Genomic DNA, 20,299 nt, shown 5'->3' with positions numbered 1-20,299 from the left:
TACTTGGTTAGTTTTTATGCTTCATATTTGTTTGAGGGAAAACGCATTTCCCAGAGGCATCAATGCCAATAATAAAAACAAAATATTGGAGTTACAAAACATGAAATCTCTGAAGTTATTTTCAGCTAAGAAACTCGCCTGTCTAGTTGCTGCAACCACTTTGTCCAGTGTTGCTGTTGCGGAGACCCCAATCATAGGTCTGATTACTAAGACCAATACCAATCCATTCTTTGTCAAGATGAAAGAAGGCGCACAAGCCAAAGCACAAGAGCTTGGTGTGGAATTGCGTACTTTCGCAGGTCGTTACGATGGCGACAATGAAACTCAGGTACAAGCGGTAGAAAATCTGATTGCTGCAGGTGCTAAAGGGATTTTGATTACCCCAAGTGATACCTCTGCGATCGTACCAACTATTCAAAAAGCTCGCGATGCTGGCTTGTTGGTTATTGCCTTGGATACGCCTTTGAGTCCTGCCAGTGCCGCAGATATGACTTTCGCTACAGATAACTTCAAAGCGGGTGAGATGATTGGTATGTGGGCTAAGGCGAAAATGGGAGATAAGGCCAAAGACGCGAAAATTGCCTTGTTGGATCTAAGTACCAGCCAGATTACGGTGGATGTTGCGCGTGATCAGGGGTTCTTAAAAGGCTTCGGTATTGATCTAAAAGACCCTGCTCGCATGGGCGATGAGACAGATCCTCGTATTGTGGGTAACGATGTGACACAAGGATCGGAAGAAGGCGGTCGTCGAGCGATGGAGAATTTACTCCAAAAAGACCCTGAAGTTAACTTGGTTTACACCATTAATGAGCCGGCTGCAGCGGGTGCTTATGAAGCCCTTAAATCGTTCGGTTTGGAAAAAGATGTATTGATTGTATCGGTTGATGGTGGTTGCCCTGGTGTGCGTAATATCCGTGATGGTGTGATTGGCGCTACGTCTATGCAATTCCCTCTCAAAATGGCCTCTGAAGGTGTCACTGCGATTGTTGAGTTTGCCAAATCTGGCACACGCCCAAGTGCTTCGGACGGTTTAGATTTCTTCGACACAGGTGTGCAGCTGGTGACCGATGAGCCAGTCAAGGGTGTGAACTCAATCAGTTCTCAAACTGGCCTAAATATGTGTTGGGGTTAATCCCATTCTTAATAAATAGGCAATAAGATGGTGCCTGCTTTTGCCGTTAGCCGGGGTTTGGGCTAACGGCAGTTTTCTCGTTTGGAGTAGTCTATGAGTTCAACCGATACAAAATCCTCTTCTCCTGTGTTGGAACACGATAAAGTGGCGGATAAGGCGAATTCTTATGTCGCTAATTTTGAACACCGCGACACGTTATTAGAAGGTTTTAAAAAGTTTTTACATCACTATCCTGTCGCCGCCCCAAGTATTGTGCTGATTCTTGCCATTGTGGCCTTCAGTATGATCATTGGTAGCCGTTTTTTACATCCGTTTAATCTTTCTTTGATTTTGCAACAGGTGACGATTATTGGCGTCATTGGGGTGGCGCAAACTTTAATTATATTGACCGCTGGAATAGACCTGTCGGTTGGTGCCATCATGGTGTTGTCGTCTGTGGTGATGGGCCGCATGGCGATAGATTATGGTTTTGATGGTGGTGTGGCTTTACTAATCGGTATTGGTGTGGGGGCTGTGACGGGTTTCATTAATGGCCTTTTGATTACCCGCATGAAGTTGCCGCCTTTCATTGCTACCTTGGGTTCTTGGAATGTCTTTTTTGCACTGAATCTTTGGTACTCGAAAAGTGAAACCATTCGTTCACAAGACATCAATGCGGCAGCGCCTTTGCTGCAGTGGTTAGGGGAAACCATTAATGTATTTGGTGCGCGGTTAACTTATGGTTCCTTGTTGATGTTGGCGTTGTTTTTTGTGATTTGGTATGCCTTGAACTGGACTTCTTGGGGGCGTCATGTGTATGCCACTGGCGATGATCCCGCCGCTGCGAAACTGGCAGGTATTCGTACCGATCGCATTCTGCTTTCTGTCTATGTATTAGCTGGAGTGGTGTGTGCTATTGGTGCTTGGGTATTGATTGGTCGAATTGGCTCGGTCAGCCCTCAAGCAGGTTACACCACCAACTTAGATAGTATTACCGCTGTGGTAATAGGGGGGTGTAGTTTGTTTGGTGGCCGCGGCTCCATTTATGGAACCTTAGTGGGTGCCTTGGTAGTCGGTGTGTTTCGTAATGGCTTGGCGTTGGCGGGTGTGGATGTATTGTGGCAAGAGTTCACTGTGGGCATTTTGATTATCGTTGCCGTCGGTGTAGACCAATGGATTCGAAGAGGAACAGCGTAATGACAGTGGATTACAATCAAACTCCTGTATTGCAAACGAAAAACTTAGTGAAGCGTTATGGCAGTGTTACGGCTATTGATCATGCTGACTTTGAACTCTATCCAGGAGAAATTCTAGCGGTAATTGGTGACAATGGCGCGGGCAAGTCATCTCTTATTAAGGCTTTATCTGGCGCTTTGATACCAGACGAAGGTGACATTTTCTTAGATGGCCAACCTGTGCATTTTAATTCGCCAATGGAAGCCAGAGCCCTTGGTATTGAAACTGTTTATCAGAATTTGGCGGTATCCCCCGCGTTGAATATTGCCGACAACCTTTTTCTAGGTCGTGAGTTGCTTAAGCCAGGAATCTTGGGTTCGGTGTTCCGTATGCTGGATAAAAAAGAAATGGAAAAGCGCGCTCGAGAGAAGATGGCGGAGCTGGGCTTGATGACGATTCAAAACATCAGCCAGGCGGTTGAGTCTCTGTCCGGTGGTCAGCGCCAAGGTGTGGCAGTGGCACGTTCTGCTTTGTTTGGTAGCAAGGTGGTAATAATGGATGAACCCACTGCCGCCTTGGGGGTAAAAGAATCGCGTCGCGTTTTGAATCTGATTAAAGAAGTACGTGATCGTGGTTTGCCCATTATCTTGATTAGTCACAACATGCCGCATGTGTTTGAAGTGGCAGATCGTATTCATATTCATCGTCTAGGTAAGCGTGCTGCTGTGGTAACGCCGCAATCTCACTCTATGTCGGATGCGGTTGCCATCATGACGGGGGCAATGGAAGTGGACGGCGGTGTCGACGCTGATACTGCAGCGTAATTTTCGTCACCGAATTCACCAAGCCTCTGTTTTGTTATGTCTTTTGGTCAGGCAAAATGGGGGCTTGTTTTTTTATGCTTGAGGAAATTGCATGAAGTCTGTTCGTCATCCCTTCATTAAATATATAGGGTGTGCAGTCCAGTCTTATTTGAGACGACGACTGGTGACGGTGGGGATCGCGATCGTGATTTTATTGGCTTTATTATCACCGCTTTCTTCGCAATCTTCTGAGCCGCAGTCGTTACGTTCAATTGGTATTAGTGTTGCAGACTTGGGAAACCCTTATTTTGTAAAATTAGTGGATGCAGCGACCCGTAAAGCGCAACAGCTGTCAAATGGCCCGGTCAAAATGCTGATTCGCTCTGATGCTTACGATTGGCAAAGACAAATTGAACAATTGAATGACTTCATTGAACAAGACGTGGACTTGATCGTTCTGACAGCTGCCGACGAATATAAAGTGGCGCCAGTGGTTGCTAAAGCACAAAGGGCTGGCATTAAGGTTATTGCTGTTGATGTAAATGCACAGGGAGCAGATGCCACTATTACTACAGACAATGTTCAAGCGGGTGTGGTGGCCTGTGAAAAGTTGGCGAAACAAACTGGTTATCAAGGTAACTTCGTTATTATCAATGGTGTGTTGGTATCGTCCGTGATTGAGCGTGTTGCTGGGTGTAAATCGGCACTAAATAAATACCCAAACATTCGCTTGCTCAGTGACCGAATGAATGGCACAGGCAGTGTCGAAGGAGGTATGGAAGCTATGACGTATTTGATGGAAGCCTATCCGCAAATAGATGCCGTATTTACCATCAATGATCCAACTGCTTTGGGTGCGTTGCGAGCGGCTAAGCAGGCGAAGAGAAATGAGTTTGTTTTAGCATCGGTAGACGGTGCGCCTTTCGCCGAAGATATTATCAAACAGCCCGGTAACCCTTGGATTGCAACGGCTGTACAACGTCCAGTCATGATGGCCGAGACAGCGATAGAAATTGGTATGGATCTACTGGCGGGAAAAAACGTGCCTCAGCGTTTTATTTTGATTCCTTCTGTTTTGCTCGAAAAAGACGATTAGATTGCCTTTCTAAGCAACAAGAGTAAGCTATTGTTCTTCTTAAAAAAGGGTGAAGAATGAACAGCACATCACTGGCAATGCAAATCTTTAATACCGTGTTTCCTCTGGCTTGTATTGTGTTGGTGGCTTTTCTGTATGCCCGGGTTCGACCAACCGATATGACAGTAGCCAACCGTTTGAATATCAGTGTGTTTGCACCGGCGCTGATTTTTTCAGTGATGTCGTCAAAAGAGTTTCATATTGCGTTGTATTTGGATCTAGTGGTGGCAGCGGCTGTGGTGGTGCTTGGTTCGGGATTATTGGTCTGGCCGCTGTGTAAGTTATTGCGAATTTCTCCCAAAACCTTGGTTCCTCCCATGATGTTTAATAACAGTGGGAATCTTGGTATTCCATTGATTTTGTTAGCATTTGGTGAGTCAGCATTGCCTATTGCTGTGGTCTTGTTTTTGACGGAAAACCTATTGCACTTCACAGTTGGAATGTATCTTCTTAATCCTAAATCCAATCTTTTAAATGTGCTGAAAATGCCCATGATCATCGCCACCGTTTTAGGTTTGGTGTGGAGTTTTCAAGGTTGGCAGCTAATGCCAGCCATACAGGTTTCAGTGGATATGTTAGGACAAATTGCCATTCCTTTGATGTTGTTTGCGTTAGGTGTGCGTATGACCAGTGTGGACTTTAGTCAGTGGCGATTGGGCGTGATTAGCGGTGTTTTATGTCCTTTGTCCGGACTCATCATGGCGTTTTTGTGGCAGGCCTTGGTCGGTTTGTCCGATGAGTACTTTGCTTATTTGTTGGTATTCGCTTGTTTGCCGCCTGCCGTGTTGAATTACATGGTGGCTGAGTTGTATCAGCAAGAACCACATAAAGTGGCGTCGATTGTTTTGATTAGTAATTTGATGAGTTTGGCAATTGTGCCCAGCGTTTTATTTTATGCTTTGTAACAACTTGGCTGAGGAAAAACAAGCTAATTTAGCTTACAGACTGCTGATGTTTGTTCATGCTGGCGGCTATTTGTAAGCAGAGTGTGTTGGAATTAGCGATATTTGTGGCGTTTATTATTGCCATGCCTGTGCTAGGGAAGGTGCAAATAAGTCTTCTGAATATCATTTTATTTTGGTTCTGATTGAAGTATTTATGTTTGGAGAATTGGCATTCGATACTTATTTTGATGGTAATATTTTTAAAGGCATAAGTTTGACCTAAGCTTGATGGCATCAATGAGTAAGAAATAAGTTATTGTTCAAAAAATAGACGGGTTTTTCCCAAGTTATCGTGAATTTGTGCCATACTTATTCGCTTTCAGCATATATGGAGGAGGCTAAAGTGAAATCTAATCCCGACACTCTGTTGAATACCCATGATGAACTGATCCACTCCGATGCACTAAAGGTGAAATCGCATGTGCAGCGTTCACAGGAAGATTGGATTCTACATACCTTAATGATAGAGGGATATGACGTGCCATTTCGTTTTAAGCGTCAGGGCAAGTATCGTACATTGCGTGGTGCGCGTGTTAATTTGACCTATTACCCTGCACAAGAAATGGTGGCAGGCGTTCCTATGGAAATCATGAAAGTGGTGCGTGTGAAGCGCACTTAGTGGTTTTTTTGCGAAGTCGTATAAATCTACTTTTCATCTTCATAATATGAACTTACTATGTTCTCGCATGTCATTTATGCGGTTAAATTTGTTTGATTAGTAGGTGAAGTTTCAATGGAAATAAGTCATTCGAGTAGCTGGCTGGCCTTGATGAAGCGTATTGAAAAAAGCGTTTGGTTTCAGGGTTTTATCATCAGTATTATTGTTATCGCAGCGTTAACAGTAGGGGCAAAAACCTATTCATTGCCCTATGGCGTTGAAGTGGCTATCAATTATTTAGATGCCTTCATCACGGTTTTCTTCCTTGTTGAAATTAGTCTGCGATTTATGGCTTGTGATGATAAAAAGCGCTTTTTCCGTGATCCTTGGAACATTTTTGATACCGTAATTGTGGTTGGCAGTTTGATTCCTGTATCAGACACTGAAATGATCTTGGTAGCGCGTTTACTGCGTGTATTCCGTGTTTTACGTCTGGTATCCATCATTCCAGATTTGCGCTTTTTGATTAACGCCTTGCTAAAGGCGATTCCCAAAATGGGCTACATTGCCCTGTTGATGTTTATTATTTTTTATATCTTTGCGGCTGTAGGATCCATTTTCTTTCATCATGTGAATGAGGACTTGTGGGGAGACATTGCCATCTCCATGCTGACTTTGTTTCGTGTCGCGACTTTTGAAGATTGGACAGATGTCATGTATGAGACCATGACCGTCTACCCCTTTAGTTGGGCGTTTTATATTGTCTTTATTTTCTTAACGGCGTTTGTCTTTTTGAACATGATGGTGGGTGTGGTATTGGATGTGATGACTCGTGAAACCGTTCAAGAAGAACATGAGAATCAGGAAAATCATCATCAAGCCTTAGTGACACAAATTGCTGAATTACAGGCCCAAGTGTCCCGTTTGGCAGATAAATTAGAGCAGCAAGACGATAAACGACAATAGTATTAAGTTGCTTTGGTGAGGCGCATTAACCAGCGTCCACCAAAGGTGTTTAGCATTAAACCAAGCAGTACCAAAAGAATGCCAAGCCATTGTGTTTGGCTTATTTGTTCATTCAGCAGCAAGGCTGAAGAGGTGAGTCCCACCACGGGAACGCCCAGAGTTAATGGTGCGACAGTTCCAGCAGGGTAGCGAGACATTAGAAAACTCCATAAGCCATAACCGCCTAGTGTGGCAAATATGGACAGATACGCCAGAGTAGCAAACGTTTTCCAGCCCATGTTGGTTAAATTGGACCAGATCACATCACTGCCATCGACAAAATAAGCACAGATAAAAAAGGGCACAGGTGGAATCCAGCAAGCCCAAACTATTAAGTTGATGTTAGCGTCATAGCCTTTTTGAATCATGGCTTTGGTGGTGATGTTACCCAGCGCCCAACTGGAGGCAGCCGCTAACGTGAGCGCAAATCCTAATACCGTCATACTGGCATTATCACCCGCTATACCAATAACACTGAGTCCTGAAGCGGCAATGGCAATGGCAAGAATCTGATAGGGGCGCACTACTTCTTTGAGTAAAAAGACGGCGAAGATCAGCGTGAATAAAGCTTGAGATTGCAGCACCAGAGACGCTAATCCAGCGGGCATGCCAAACACCATGCCGGTAAACAAAAAGGCAAACTGACCAAAGTTCAACGACAAGGCGTAAGTCAGGATCCATTTAAAAGGGGTGTTAGGACGGGCGAAGAAAACGGAACCAATTACCGCGATGACTAAAAAGCGCATGCCGCCTAGCATCATAGGCGTTAAATCATCTAGCCCCCAGCGAATCACCACAAAGTTAAAACCCCATGCGAAGATAATCGCCAGCCCTAGTAACATGTGCTTAGGTGTCATGCGTTACGCCTTACAAGATACGTCCATTGGAAGCTTACTGTACGTTGTTTTGTGGCATTCCCACAGATACAGATTGAGAAAAAATCAAAGAGACAGATAAGTTATTGCTAGGTGTTTAACTTGGTTTAGTGTCCTCAACGCGACAGAATATGATACCGTCTTGTACACGAACACTCATGTTTTCACCTTGATTTACTTCACTTATAGAGCGAACCACTTGCTCGTCTTTTCTGGCAATGGCGTAACCTCGAGAAAGGGTGTTTAGCGGGCTGACCAAATTAAGCTTGTCCATCAAACGAGCAAATTGATGTTGCTTATTGGTTAAGGTGTTGCGAAGTGCCAAGCTTAATCTAGCGTTCAGGTCTTGGATTTTGGCATCATGCTGTTGCAATTTTTTACTTGGGTTATTGTGCAGCAACCTTTGTTGGATATTGGTTGTTCGCACTTGCTGCTGATTGAGCTTTTGCGTTACCGCTTGTTGTAAGCGTCGTTGTAGCTGATTTAGTTGCTGTTGTTGCCGCTCTATGCGTTCTTTTGGATGACGAATGCGACGAATCAAAAAATCTAATTGTTGTTGGCACTGTTCAAGTTTGCGTGATAAGCGTAAGCCGAACTGCTTTTCCATTTGCTCTAATTGGCGAATCAGCTGATGGCGGTCGGGACTGAGTAACTCTGCCGCTGCCGTTGGGGTGGCAGCACGAACGTCGGCGACGAAATCCGCTATGGTGAAATCGGTTTCGTGACCAACGGCAGAGACTATGGGGGTTTGGGCATGGAAAATGGCGCGCGCCAGGGCTTCGTCATTGAAGCTCCACAAGTCTTCCAAGGAGCCGCCACCACGGCCTAGAATAATGGCGTCAAAATGACCGCTGGCATCGGCACGAGTTAACTGCTTGAGTAGGTTGTTTGCAGCATCTTGTCCTTGAACTAATGAGGGTAATATGGTCAGTTCTGTGAGCGGGAAGCGACGACGAAAAGCGATAATCATATCGCGAATCGCGGCACCGACTGGTGATGTGATAATAGCGACCCGTTCTGGGCGAACGGGTAAATGTTTTTTGTGAGCTTCATCAAATAAGCCTTCTGCTTGTAACTGGTTCTTTAAACGTTCAAAAGCTTGTTGTAATGCGCCTTCCCCAGCGGATTCCATGCCTTCCACACTGAGCTGGCAATCGCCTCTGGGGCCATAAAAAGTTACACGGGCACGCAAACGAACCATGTCACCATCTTTGGGACGAAAACGTACTGCTATATTTTTGTTTTTGAACATGGCGCAGTGAATTTGAGCACGATCATCCTTTAGGGAAAAATACCAATGGCCAGAACCAGGTTTGGCTAAATTAGAGATCTCACCTTCCACTAAAATCCAAGGCAAACTGGCTTCTAAAAGTTGTTGAATTTGTCTATTTAACTGCGAGACGGTTAATGCCGTTTCTTGTGAGTGGCTAGTTGTAAAATTTTTCATCAATCTCTCGTGGTTTTGATTTACCGAAAGCAACTATTGAAGTAGAATTACCTGCCATCTTAACACCCTAGTTGGCATTGGAAACTCCCCATTATGTTACGAATCGTGCAAGAAGCTTTAACGTTTGACGACGTATTGCTTATCCCCGGCTATTCTGAAGTTCTACCAAAGGATGTTAGCCTTAAAACAAAAATCACTAAAGACATTGAATTAAATATTCCTCTTACGTCTTCAGCTATGGATACGGTAACTGAACATCGTATGGCGATAGCATTGGCTCAAGAAGGTGGCATTGGCATTGTGCACAAAAACTTGACCATAGAAGAGCAGGCTCGTGAAGTTCGTAAAGTGAAGAAATTCGAAAGCGGTATTGTTCGTGATCTGGTGACCATCAATCCAGAGGCCACAGTGAATGAACTGATGGCATTAACCGCAGCGAACAGCATTTCCAGCGTGCCTGTTGTTCAAGGTGACGACCTGGTTGGTATCGTAACCAGCCGTGACGTTCGCTTTGTTAAAGATTTTGAAAAAACCGTTGCGGACATCATGACGCCAAAAGAGCGTTTGATCACTGCGCCAGAAGATGCTTCTTCCGGTTCTATCCGTAAATTACTTCATGAAAACCGCATTGAAAAAGTCTTGATCGTTAATGATCAATTCGAATTACGTGGCATGGTAACAGTAACCGACTTCAACAAAGCAACGACTTACCCAAATGCTTGTAAAGATGAGCATGGCCGTCTTCGTGTTGGCGCCGCGGTTGGTACTGGTGCTGATACACCAGATCGAGTTCGTGCTTTGTCTGATGCTGGTGTCGACATCATTGTCGTGGATACTGCACACGGTCATTCAAAAGGTGTTATTGATCGTGTTCGATGGGTAAAGGAAAACTTCCCTCATATTCAGGTCATTGGTGGCAACATTGCCACAGCAGAGGCTGCGATTGCTTTAGCGGATGCGGGTGCTGACGGTGTGAAAGTGGGTATCGGCCCAGGTTCTATCTGTACGACTCGTATCGTGGCTGGTGTGGGTGTGCCTCAGATCAGTGCGGTTGCTAACGTTGCTGAAGCCATGAACTCTCGTGGCATTCCAGTGATCGCAGACGGTGGTGTGCGTTTCTCTGGTGATATTGCCAAAGCCATTGCCGCTGGTGCCAGTGTTATCATGGTGGGCGGTTTGTTGGCTGGTACTGATGAAGCGCCAGGTGAAGTGGTCTTGTTCCAAGGTCGTTCATTTAAAGCGTACCGCGGTATGGGATCATTAGGTGCTATGTCACAATCTCAAGGTTCCAGTGATCGTTATTTCCAGGACTCTAGTAGCGTGGAAAAATTGGTGCCGGAAGGCATCGAAGGTCGTGTTCCATCGAAGGGACCAATGGCAGCGGTTGTGCACCAATTGATGGGCGGTGTTCGTTCTTCAATGGGTTACACTGGTTCGGCTGATATTGAAACAATGCGAACTAAAACACAGTTCTCGAAAATTACTGGCGCGGGTATGCGTGAGAGTCACGTTCATGATGTGACCATCACCAAAGAAGCGCCAAACTATCACGCGGGTTAATTCGCAGATAGTGGCGGATTGAGATGGGGCGTACAACACGCCCCTTCTTTATTTATTGCTTTTATTTTTTAAATTGATGATTTCTAGATAAAAGAGTGCGTCTTTTGCCTAGAGTGAGAGGAATGGCTAACAATGTCGCAAGATATCCACGCTCATAAAATTCTTATCCTAGATTTTGGTTCTCAGTACACGCAATTGATTGCGCGTCGTGTTCGTGAAATCGGTGTTTACTGTGAAGTTCGTGCTTTTGATATGGAAGATCAAGAGGTTATCGATTTTGATCCAAAAGGTATTATCCTTGCGGGTGGTCCAGAATCTGTACCAGAGCCAGGTTCACCACGTGCTCCAGAAGCGGTATTTACTTTGGGCGTGCCAGTATTTGGTATCTGCTACGGTATGCAAACCATGGCAGAACAGCTTGGCGGTAAAGTACAAGGTTCTGAATTGCGTGAATTTGGTTACGCGCAAATTCGCAAACACGATGGTCCAAGCTTGTTTGAAGATATCCAAGACCATGTTGCGAATAACGGCATTGCTTTGTTGGACGTATGGATGAGTCACGGCGACAAAGTAGTAGAAATGCCACAAGATTTTACCTTGATGGCCTCTACTGACAGCTGTCCAATTGCTGCCATGGCCAATGAAGCAAAAAAATTCTACGGCGTACAATTCCACCCAGAAGTGACTCACACCCTACAGGGTGGTCGTATTCTGTCTCGCTTTGTGGTGGACATCTGTGGTTGTGATACCCTGTGGACGCCTGCGAATATAGCGCAAGATGCAATCGAACGTATGCAAGAACAAGTCGGTGATCGCAAGGTCTTGTTGGCTTTGTCTGGTGGCGTAGATTCTTCCGTTGTGGCGGCATTACTGCACAAAGCCATTGGCGACCAACTGACTTGTGTATTCGTTGACAACGGTTTGCTTCGTTTAAACGAAGGCGATCAAGTGATGAAAATGTTTGCAGACAACATGGGCGTAAAAGTTATCCGTGTTGATGCAGAAAACTTATTCTTGGGTAAATTAGCTGGTGAAGCGGACCCTGAGAAGAAACGTAAGATTATTGGTAATACCTTTATCGATGTCTTTGATGAAGAAGCAGCTAAGCTGACGGACGTCGACTTCCTTGCACAGGGAACGATTTATCCTGATGTGATTGAATCCGCGGCGTCGAAAACCGGTAAAGCACACGTGATCAAATCTCATCACAATGTAGGTGGTTTACCAGAAGATATGCAATTTGAGCTGGTGGAACCGCTGCGCGAATTGTTTAAAGACGAAGTGCGTAAATTGGGTCTAGAGCTTGGCCTGCCTTACGACATGGTTTACCGTCACCCATTCCCAGGGCCAGGTCTTGGTGTACGTATCTTGGGTGAAGTGAAAAAAGAGTATGCGGACATTTTACGTCGTGCTGATGCTATCTTCATTGAAGAACTTCGCAAAGCTGGCTACTACGAAAAAACCAGCCAAGCTTTCGCCGTCTTCCTACCCGTTAAATCGGTAGGTGTGGTGGGTGATGGCCGTCGTTACGAATACGTTGTCGCACTCCGTGCGGTTGAAACCATCGACTTCATGACAGCCCGTTGGGCACACTTGCCATACGAACTTTTAGAAACGGTTTCAAGTCGCATCATCAACGAGATCGAACACATTTCCCGTGTGACTTACGATGTGTCCTCTAAGCCGCCAGCAACCATTGAGTGGGAGTAGTTCTCGCTTTTTAGTCGCTTAAAAAACGGCCTTCTGTTCTTTATGTTATGAGCAGAGGGTCGTTTTTGTTTGTGCAAGAAATAACATAGAAGAGGTAATCGATGGAATTTCCTACACCCCTAATTGAAGGGCGATTGGTTAAACGCTACAAACGCTTTTTATCGGATATTCTGTTGCCAAACGGTGAAGTGGTGGTGGCGCATTGTCCTAATACAGGATCAATGAAGCGATATCAGCAGGAAAACGCTCGTGTTTGGTTATCAAAAAGTGATAACCCAAAACGTAAGTTAGCCTATACCTGGGAATTGGTTGAAGTCGATGAAGAGCATTTGGCTTGTATCAACACTGGGATGCCGAATAAATTGGTGGGAGAAGCCATAGAGCAAGGTGTCGTTGCTGAGTTGATAGGTTACGACGCAATGAAAGCCGAAGTGAAATACGGTGAGAAAAGTCGTATTGATTTGCTGTTGACGAAAGAGGATGGCGCGCTTTGCTATGTGGAAGTGAAAAATGTCACCTTACTAGAAGAAGATGGTAAAGGGTATTTTCCTGATGCCGTAACAGAGCGAGGTCGAAAGCATCTGCGTGAAATGATGGCTATGGTGGAGCAAGGTCATCGCGCCGTGCTGTTTTTTTGTGTGAGTCATACCGGCATCAATCAAGTTTCTCCCGCGCAACATATTGATCCTGCTTACGCAGAAACCTTTTATCAGGCATTGCAAAAAGGTGTTGAGGTACTAGCGTATCAAGTGGATATTTCACCACAAGCTATGAGTGTCGTACGTTCTATTGAGGTTGTTTGAGGCATCTTTGATATTTCTTGTCAGTGAGTTGTCAGAGGATGTTGAGGGATTCATGAATCTCTAAAGGAAGTGTCTGCAGAAAAGGGTCTTTGTCAGAAAGTGCTTTGTTTTCCTTACGTTATGGCTGGTTTTGCAAGTGCATTGTGGTCTTTCTGAATCAAACTGGGAAGCGCTATTCAAAGACTTTTTTTTGCTAATTGGCTTGTCTAGTATCTCTTCCATGGAACGAGATGGTTCCTAATCGAACCCAAATAACAGGGTTTGAAAATTTACCAACAAATGGAGATACGTTATGAAGACATTCACTAAATCAGCTCTAACATTGTTCACTGCTGCTGCATTATCTACTGCTGCATTTGCAAATGAAGATGCGCTAGCTGAAGCACAATCTCGAGTGGATGCCATTGCATCACAGTTGGAAAGCATGGGCGCAGAAGTAGATGCCACTGTTGACTTCAACGAAGCAGCAACACCGATTGAAAAGGAAGCGGCTCTAAGCGCTAAATACGATGAGCTTCAAGCGCAGCTAGAAAGCCTACAAGCACAAACAGCTGAATAAGACAGTATCAGCACATCTTAGCTTCAACACAAAATGCCATTCTGAGGAACAGAATGGCATTTTTGTTTGTTCTTTGTACAGGACAGAAATAAACCTTAGCAAAACCCGAAAAAAACGAAAAAATGGCTTGCTAAAAATCTGTATATCCTTAATATACGCCACCGCTGACACGGACAGTGTTTTCATCTCTTTTAGAGAATGAAGTGTTTATGTTTAAGTGTCACAGCAACGCTCTTTAAAATAGATAATCAGATAATTTGTGTGGGCGCTCGCTGGGGCTTCGAAAACTTGAAGTCTTACGAGAGTCAAACACGTCAATTCGCTTTATTAAGTAATTGTTAGTGTTTCGATATTTGAGTAAGCAAACTTTTTGCTTTTTGGCATTGAGTTAAAAAACTTTTAACTGAAGAGTTTGATCATGGCTCAGATTGAACGCTGGCGGCAGGCTTAACACATGCAAGTCGAGCGGTAACGGGAGAAGCTTGCTTCTTGCCGACGAGCGGCGGACGGGTGAGTAACGCGTAGGAATCTGCCTAGTAGAGGGGGACAACATGTGGAAACGCATGCTAATACCGCATACGCCCTTAGGGGGAAAGGAGGGGACTCTTTTGAGCCTTCCGCTATTAGATGAGCCTGCGTGAGATTAGCTAGTTGGTGGGGTAAAGGCCTACCAAGGCGACGATCTCTAACTGGTCTGAGAGGATGACCAGTCACACTGGGACTGAGACACGGCCCAGACTCCTACGGGAGGCAGCAGTGGGGAATATTGGACAATGGGCGCAAGCCTGATCCAGCCATGCCGCGTGTGTGAAGAAGGCCTTAGGGTTGTAAAGCACTTTCAGGAGTGAGGAAGGGTGCTTGGTTAATACCCAAGTATTTTGACGTTAGCTCCAGAAGAAGCACCGGCTAACTCTGTGCCAGCAGCCGCGGTAATACAGAGGGTGCGAGCGTTAATCGGAATTACTGGGCGTAAAGCGCGCGTAGGTGGTTTGTTAAGTCTGATGTGAAATCCCAGGGCTCAACCTTGGAATGGCACCGGATACTGGCAGGCTAGAGTACGGTAGAGGGGTGTGGAATTTCCTGTGTAGCGGTGAAATGCGTAGATATAGGAAGGAACATCAGTGGCGAAGGCGACACCCTGGACTGATACTGACACTGAGGTGCGAAAGCGTGGGGAGCAAACAGGATTAGATACCCTGGTAGTCCACGCCGTAAACGATGTCTACTAGCCGTTGGGTTGTAATGACTTAGTGGCGCAGCTAACGCAATAAGTAGACCGCCTGGGGAGTACGGCCGCAAGGTTAAAACTCAAATGAATTGACGGGGGCCCGCACAAGCGGTGGAGCATGTGGTTTAATTCGAAGCAACGCGAAGAACCTTACCTACTCTTGACATCCAGAGAACTTAGCAGAGATGCTTTGGTGCCTTCGGGAGCTCTGAGACAGGTGCTGCATGGCTGTCGTCAGCTCGTGTTGTGAAATGTTGGGTTAAGTCCCGTAACGAGCGCAACCCTTATCCTTACTTGCTAGCGGGTAATGCCGAGAACTTTAAGGAGACTGCCGGTGACAAACCGGAGGAAGGTGGGGACGACGTCAAGTCATCATGGCCCTTACGAGTAGGGCTACACACGTGCTACAATGGCGTATACAAAGGGTTGCGAACTAGCGATAGTAAGCGAATCCCATAAAGTGCGTCGTAGTCCGGATTGGAGTCTGCAACTCGACTCCATGAAGTCGGAATCGCTAGTAATCGTGGATCAGAATGCCACGGTGAATACGTTCCCGGGCCTTGTACACACCGCCCGTCACACCATGGGAGTTGATTGCTCCAGAAGTAGCTAGCTTAACCTTCGGGATGGCGGTTACCACGGAGTGGTCAATGACTGGGGTGAAGTCGTAACAAGGTAGCCCTAGGGGAACCTGGGGCTGGATCACCTCCTTAAACGATGAAAGTTCTGGTGAGCGTTCACACAAATTATCTGATGTCTGTAGTTTAGAGTGTCGTAGTCTGAATCGATTTGATTTAGCACAATTAGATTGGTAGCTCAGTTGGTTAGAGCGCACCCCCTTTACTAAGGTAGAGAGCAGGGTGAGGTCGGCAGCCGACTTGGTGGTAAATCTAATGAGTATGGGTCTGTAGCTCAGTTGGTTAGAGCGCACCCCTGATAAGGGTGAGGTCGGCCGTTCAAATCGGCCCAGACCCACCAAAATCTCAATAACGGCGTTATTTAAGTTTTCGTTTAGCGGGCTAAACGTCTAACTGAAAAGCCTTGTTCTTGACATTTTGGATAGGATTTAATGTTTTTGGTTTAAGCTGTTTGTTGGAGCGTACCCCAATCACTTATAGAGAGTGGTGAGGTCATGTCTTTCCGTTCAAATCGGCCCAGACCCACCAAAATCTCAATAAGGGCGTTATTTAAGTTTTCGTTTAGCAGGCTAAACGTCAAACTGAAAAGCCTTGTTCTTGACATTTTGGATAGGATTTAATGTTCTTGGTTTAAGCTGTTTGTTGGAGCGCACCCCAATCACTTATAGAGAGTGGTGAGGTCATGTCTTTCCGTTCAAATCGGCCCAGACCCACCAATTTTCCTTATAACTTCGTTATGAAGTTCCTCGCATAGTGAACTATGCGTCAAAACTTCATGCCTCGTTCTAAGAAAAATTCGGTGTAAAAAGAAAGACTAAAAAATGGGGCTATAGCTCAGCTGGGAGAGCGCCTGCTTTGCACGCAGGAGGTCTGCGGTTCGATCCCGCATAGCTCCACCATTTCTTGTTCTTAGAAAAGAAACAACACGACACAATCAAAGCCTTAAGCAAGATGCTAAGACCCTACATAAAGTTTATGTGGAGGGATGATTAGTCTCTGACTTAGTGCTTTGCACTAAACTTGCTCTTTAACAATTTAATTTTTGAAATAGACGATAATCAAGCGTCAAACCGGTGGATTGCGTTGTGCTTAATCTTACTTCCTTCTGATTAAGAGTAGCGACAATCTAAGATCGTAAATCCAATGCTGAGACAAAAGCGGCGTTGGTATGTAGTTCAGAGTAGTGACGGACTAAGTATCACTTAGAAAGTTAAAAAACTATTTTGGGTTATATGGTCAAGTGACTAAGCGTGCACGGTGGATGCCTTGGCAGTCAGAGGCGATGAAGGACGTGGTAATCTGCGAAAAGGTTCGGGGAGTGGATAAACACGCTGTGATCCGAACATGTCCGAATGGGGAAACCCACCCGCTTGCGGGTATCGTATGGTGAATCCATAGCCATACGAGGCGAACCCGGGGAACTGAAACATCTAAGTACCCGGAGGAAAAGAAATCAACCGAGATTCCCTGAGTAGCGGCGAGCGAAAGGGGATTAGCCCTTAAGTTTAATTGGTGTTAGTAGAAGGCTCTGGAAAGAGCGGCCGTAGAGAGTGATAGCCTCGTATACGAAAACGCCTTTTGAATGAAAACGAGTAGGACGGGACACGTGTTATCCTGTCTGAACATGGGGGGACCATCCTCCAAGGCTAAATACTCCTGACTGACCGATAGTGAACCAGTACCGTGAGGGAAAGGCGAAAAGAACCCCAGTGAGGGGAGTGAAATAGAACCTGAATCCGTGTACGTACAAGCAGTGGGAGCCGACTTGTTCGGTGACTGCGTACCTTTTGTATAATGGGTCAACGACTTATTTTCAGTAGCAAGGTTAAGCATGTAGTGGAGCCGTAGGGAAACCGAGTCTTAATAGGGCGTATAGTTGCTGGGAATAGACCCGAAACCGGGCGATCTATCCATGAGCAGGTTGAAGGTTGGGTAACACTAACTGGAGGACCGAACCCACGTACGTTGAAAAGTCCGGGGATGACTTGTGGATAGGAGTGAAAGGCTAATCAAGCTCGGAGATAGCTGGTTCTCCTCGAAAGCTATTTAGGTAGCGCCTCGTGTATTGCCATTGGGGGTAGAGCACTGTTTGGGCTAGGGGGTCATCCCGACTTACCAACCCCATGCAAACTCCGAATACCAATGAGTATGAGCACGGGAGACACACGGCGGGTGCTAACGTCCGTCGTGGAAAGGGAAACAACCCAGACCGTCAGCTAAGGTCCCCAAGTTACAGTTAAGTGGGAAACGATGTGGGAAGGCTTAGACAGCTAGGAGGTTGGCTTAGAAGCAGCCACCCTTTAAAGAAAGCGTAATAGCTCACTAGTCGAGTCGGCCTGCGCGGAAGATATAACGGGGCTCAAACTGTACACCGAAGCTACGGATATGTAGATGGTTTTGCTGTTTATGTATGGTAGAGGAGCGTTCTGTAAGCCGTTGAAGGGGAAGCTGTAAGGCACCCTGGAGGTATCAGAAGTGCGAATGTTGACATGAGTAACGATAAAGGGAGTGAAAACCTCCCTCGCCGGAAGACCAAGGTTTCCTGTCCCATGTTAATCAGGGCAGGGTGAGTCGGCCCCTAAGGCGAGGCTGAAAAGCGTAGTCGATGGGAAACAGGTTAATATTCCTGTACTTATGCATATTGCGATGGAGAGACGGAGAAGGCTAGGCCAGCGCGGCGATGGTTGTCCGCGTTTAAGGTTGTAGGCTGGGATCTTAGGCAAATCCGGGATCCTAAGGCTGAGAATTGATGACGAGTCCTCTTTTGGACGAAGTGGTTGATGCCCTGCTTCCAGGAAAAACTTCTAAGCGTCAGATATGTGTGAACCGTACCCCAAACCGACACAGGTGGTCAGGTAGAGAATACCAAGGCGCTTGAGAGAACTCGGGTGAAGGAACTAGGCAAAATGGTACCGTAACTTCGGGAGAAGGTACGCCGACCGGTGTGAAGGACTTGCTCCGTAAGCACTGGTCGGTCGAAGATACCAGGTGGCTGCGACTGTTTATTAAAAACACAGCACTCTGCAAACACGAAAGTGGACGTATAGGGTGTGACGCCTGCCCGGTGCTTGAAGGTTAATTGATGGGGTTAGCTTAGGCGAAGCTCTTGATCGAAGCCCAAGTAAACGGCGGCCGTAACTATAACGGTCCTAAGGTAGCGAAATTCCTTGTCGGGTAAGTTCCGACCTGCACGAATGGCGTAACGATGGCCACACTGTCTCCACCCGAGACTCAGTGAAATTGAAATCGCAGTGAAGATGCTGTGTATCCGCGGCTAGACGGAAAGACCCCGTGAACCTTTACTATAGCTTCACAGTGAACTTTGAACCTACTTGTGTAGGATAGGTGGGAGGCTTTGAAACTAAGACGCCAGTTTTAGTGGAGCCGATCTTGAAATACCACCCTGGTATGTTTGAGGTTCTAACTCAGGTCCCTTATCGGGATCGAGGACACTGTGTGGTGGGTAGTTTGACTGGGGCGGTCTCCTCCCAAAGAGTAACGGAGGAGCACGAAGGTGTGCTCAGCATGGTCGGAAATCATGCATAGAGTGTAAAGGCAAAAGCACGCTTAACTGCGAGACAGACACGTCGAGCAGGTACGAAAGTAGGTCTTAGTGATCCGGTGGTTCTGTATGGAAGGGCCATCGCTCAACGGATAAAAGGTACTCCGGGGATAACAGGCTGATACCGCCCAAGAGTTCACATCGACGGCGGTGTTTGGCACCTCGATGTCGGCTCATCACATCCTGGGGCTGAAGCCGGTCCCAAGGGTATGGCTGTTCGCCATTTAAAGTGGTACGCGAGCTGGGTTTAGAACGTCGTGAGACAGTTCGGTCCCTATCTGCCGTGGACGTTTGAGATTTGAGAGGAGCTGCTCCTAGTACGAGAGGACCGGAGTGGACGAACCTCTGGTGTTCCGGTTGTCACGCCAGTGGCATTGCCGGGTAGCTACGTTCGGACGGGATAACCGCTGAAAGCATCTAAGCGGGAAGCCTCCCTCAAGATAAGATCTCACTGGGACTTGAGTCCCCTAAAGAGCCGTTCGAGACTAGGACGTTGATAGGTTGGGTGTGTAAGCGTTGTGAGGCGTTGAGCTAACCAATACTAATTGCTCGTGAGGCTTGACCATATAACACCAAAGTGGTTTTGGTGAACTCTGAAGAAAACAGAGTGAACTACAAAGAATTTACGATAGTACTGAAATTGTTCCAGACAATTTTCAGTATTTCCTCCATCCTTGGAGGTTCCGGTTTGATACTTGATTATCGCTGTTTCAGAAGTTGATTGTTAAAGACATCAAGTTGACGAACTTGCGTGTTTTGGAGAAGGCGAAAGCGCCATCCAGGACGAACGCAAACCCGTTTGCTTGACGATCACAGAGGCGTTGAACCACCTGATTCCATCCCGAACTCAGAAGTGAAAAGCGCCATCGCCGATGGTAGTGTGGGAGATCCCATGTGAGAGTAGGTCGTCGTCAAGCTTCTAAATGAAAAGAACCTCGTCCAGCGAAGCTGGGCGGGGTTTTTTATTGCCTGAATTAAAGAGTGAACCACGGCATCTAGCTTGTTACTACCTTTGGATACATGTGACTGAGCGATGTTCCGAAGGAACCAGCTCAGGACGCCGAATGGCGCTGCGAAGCAGGCTGAAGCGAAGCTTCAGATCATTGTACCCAAAGGGCATATATAGGTCGTCTCGTTTGAAAGAA

13 protein-coding genes, 2 tRNA genes and 3 rRNA genes are annotated in these 20,299 nt (G+C 46.2%); 16 read left to right on the top strand and 2 right to left on the bottom strand.

Annotated features, from left to right (window positions below):
• Positions 1–100 precede the first annotated feature (100 nt).
• From ABXS85_RS08300 to ABXS85_RS08270, 7 genes are all read left to right on the top strand, one after another.
• A complete protein-coding gene (locus ABXS85_RS08300) occupies positions 101–1,132 on the top strand; it encodes a sugar ABC transporter substrate-binding protein (protein ID WP_353669561.1) in 1,032 nt (343 codons plus the stop codon).
• 93 nt (positions 1,133–1,225) lie between these two features.
• On the top strand, positions 1,226–2,308 hold the full coding sequence (locus ABXS85_RS08295) for an ABC transporter permease (RefSeq protein WP_353669560.1): 1,083 nt from the start codon (positions 1,226–1,228) through the stop codon (positions 2,306–2,308).
• Positions 2,308–3,111 (top strand): ATP-binding cassette domain-containing protein, encoded by an 804-nt coding sequence (locus ABXS85_RS08290; protein WP_353669559.1) that lies wholly within the window; start codon positions 2,308–2,310, stop codon positions 3,109–3,111. Before ABXS85_RS08295 ends, ABXS85_RS08290 begins: the two co-directional genes overlap by 1 nt.
• 91 nt (positions 3,112–3,202) lie before the next feature.
• Positions 3,203–4,186, top strand: a complete 984-nt coding sequence (locus ABXS85_RS08285; RefSeq protein ID WP_353669558.1) for a substrate-binding domain-containing protein — start codon at positions 3,203–3,205, stop codon at positions 4,184–4,186.
• A gap of 56 nt (positions 4,187–4,242) precedes the next feature.
• Positions 4,243–5,130, top strand: coding sequence for an AEC family transporter (locus ABXS85_RS08280; protein WP_353669557.1), 888 nt, complete (start codon positions 4,243–4,245; stop codon positions 5,128–5,130).
• A 382-nt stretch (positions 5,131–5,512) separates the two neighbouring features.
• On the top strand, positions 5,513–5,788 hold the full coding sequence (locus ABXS85_RS08275; protein WP_353669556.1) for a hypothetical protein: 276 nt from the start codon (positions 5,513–5,515) through the stop codon (positions 5,786–5,788).
• A 114-nt stretch (positions 5,789–5,902) separates the two neighbouring features.
• Positions 5,903–6,733, top strand: a complete 831-nt coding sequence (locus ABXS85_RS08270) for an ion transporter (protein WP_353669555.1) — start codon at positions 5,903–5,905, stop codon at positions 6,731–6,733.
• Between the two features lie 2 nt (positions 6,734–6,735).
• On the opposite strand, the gene ABXS85_RS08265 is transcribed toward ABXS85_RS08270, so the two are convergent.
• Together ABXS85_RS08265 and xseA are read right to left on the bottom strand one after the other, a co-directional pair.
• A complete protein-coding gene (locus ABXS85_RS08265) occupies positions 6,736–7,629 on the bottom strand; it encodes an EamA family transporter (RefSeq protein WP_353669554.1) in 894 nt (297 codons plus the stop codon).
• A 115-nt stretch (positions 7,630–7,744) separates the two neighbouring features.
• Complete coding sequence (gene xseA / locus ABXS85_RS08260) at positions 7,745–9,094, bottom strand: exodeoxyribonuclease VII large subunit (RefSeq protein WP_353669553.1); 1,350 nt, start codon at positions 9,092–9,094, stop codon at positions 7,745–7,747.
• Positions 9,095–9,187: 93 nt separating this feature from the next.
• Here xseA and guaB point away from each other — a divergent pair, with 93 nt between their 5' ends.
• The 9 genes from guaB (at position 9,188) to rrf (ending at position 20,071) form a co-directional block, all read left to right on the top strand.
• On the top strand, positions 9,188–10,654 hold the full coding sequence (guaB, locus tag ABXS85_RS08255) for an IMP dehydrogenase (RefSeq protein WP_353669552.1): 1,467 nt from the start codon (positions 9,188–9,190) through the stop codon (positions 10,652–10,654).
• A 132-nt stretch (positions 10,655–10,786) separates the two neighbouring features.
• The gene (gene guaA, locus ABXS85_RS08250) at positions 10,787–12,364 is read left to right on the top strand and encodes a glutamine-hydrolyzing GMP synthase (RefSeq protein WP_353669551.1); all 1,578 of its coding nucleotides are present in this window, start codon (positions 10,787–10,789) and stop codon (positions 12,362–12,364) included.
• Between the two features lie 101 nt (positions 12,365–12,465).
• On the top strand, positions 12,466–13,167 hold the full coding sequence (gene sfsA, locus ABXS85_RS08245; protein ID WP_353669550.1) for a DNA/RNA nuclease SfsA: 702 nt from the start codon (positions 12,466–12,468) through the stop codon (positions 13,165–13,167).
• 292 nt (positions 13,168–13,459) lie between these two features.
• Positions 13,460–13,726 (top strand): hypothetical protein, encoded by a 267-nt coding sequence (locus ABXS85_RS08240; protein WP_353669549.1) that lies wholly within the window; start codon positions 13,460–13,462, stop codon positions 13,724–13,726.
• Positions 13,727–14,126: 400 nt separating this feature from the next.
• Positions 14,127–15,667: ribosomal RNA gene (locus tag ABXS85_RS08235) — 16S ribosomal RNA — on the top strand.
• Between the two features lie 188 nt (positions 15,668–15,855).
• A tRNA-Ile gene (locus tag ABXS85_RS08230) sits at positions 15,856–15,932 on the top strand.
• A 483-nt stretch (positions 15,933–16,415) separates the two neighbouring features.
• Positions 16,416–16,491: transfer RNA gene (locus ABXS85_RS08225), tRNA-Ala, on the top strand.
• Between the two features lie 335 nt (positions 16,492–16,826).
• Positions 16,827–19,720, top strand: a 23S ribosomal RNA gene (locus ABXS85_RS08220).
• A 236-nt stretch (positions 19,721–19,956) separates the two neighbouring features.
• Positions 19,957–20,071: ribosomal RNA gene (rrf, locus tag ABXS85_RS08215) — 5S ribosomal RNA — on the top strand.
• The 16S, 23S and 5S rRNA genes sit together here with 2 tRNA genes alongside, the layout of an rRNA operon.
• The last annotated feature ends 228 nt before the right edge of the window (positions 20,072–20,299 follow it).

Source organism: Marinomonas sp. THO17 (assembly GCF_040436405.1).
GTDB lineage: Bacteria > Pseudomonadota > Gammaproteobacteria > Pseudomonadales > Marinomonadaceae > Marinomonas.
This window is presented reverse-complemented; position numbering and strand designations above follow the sequence as displayed.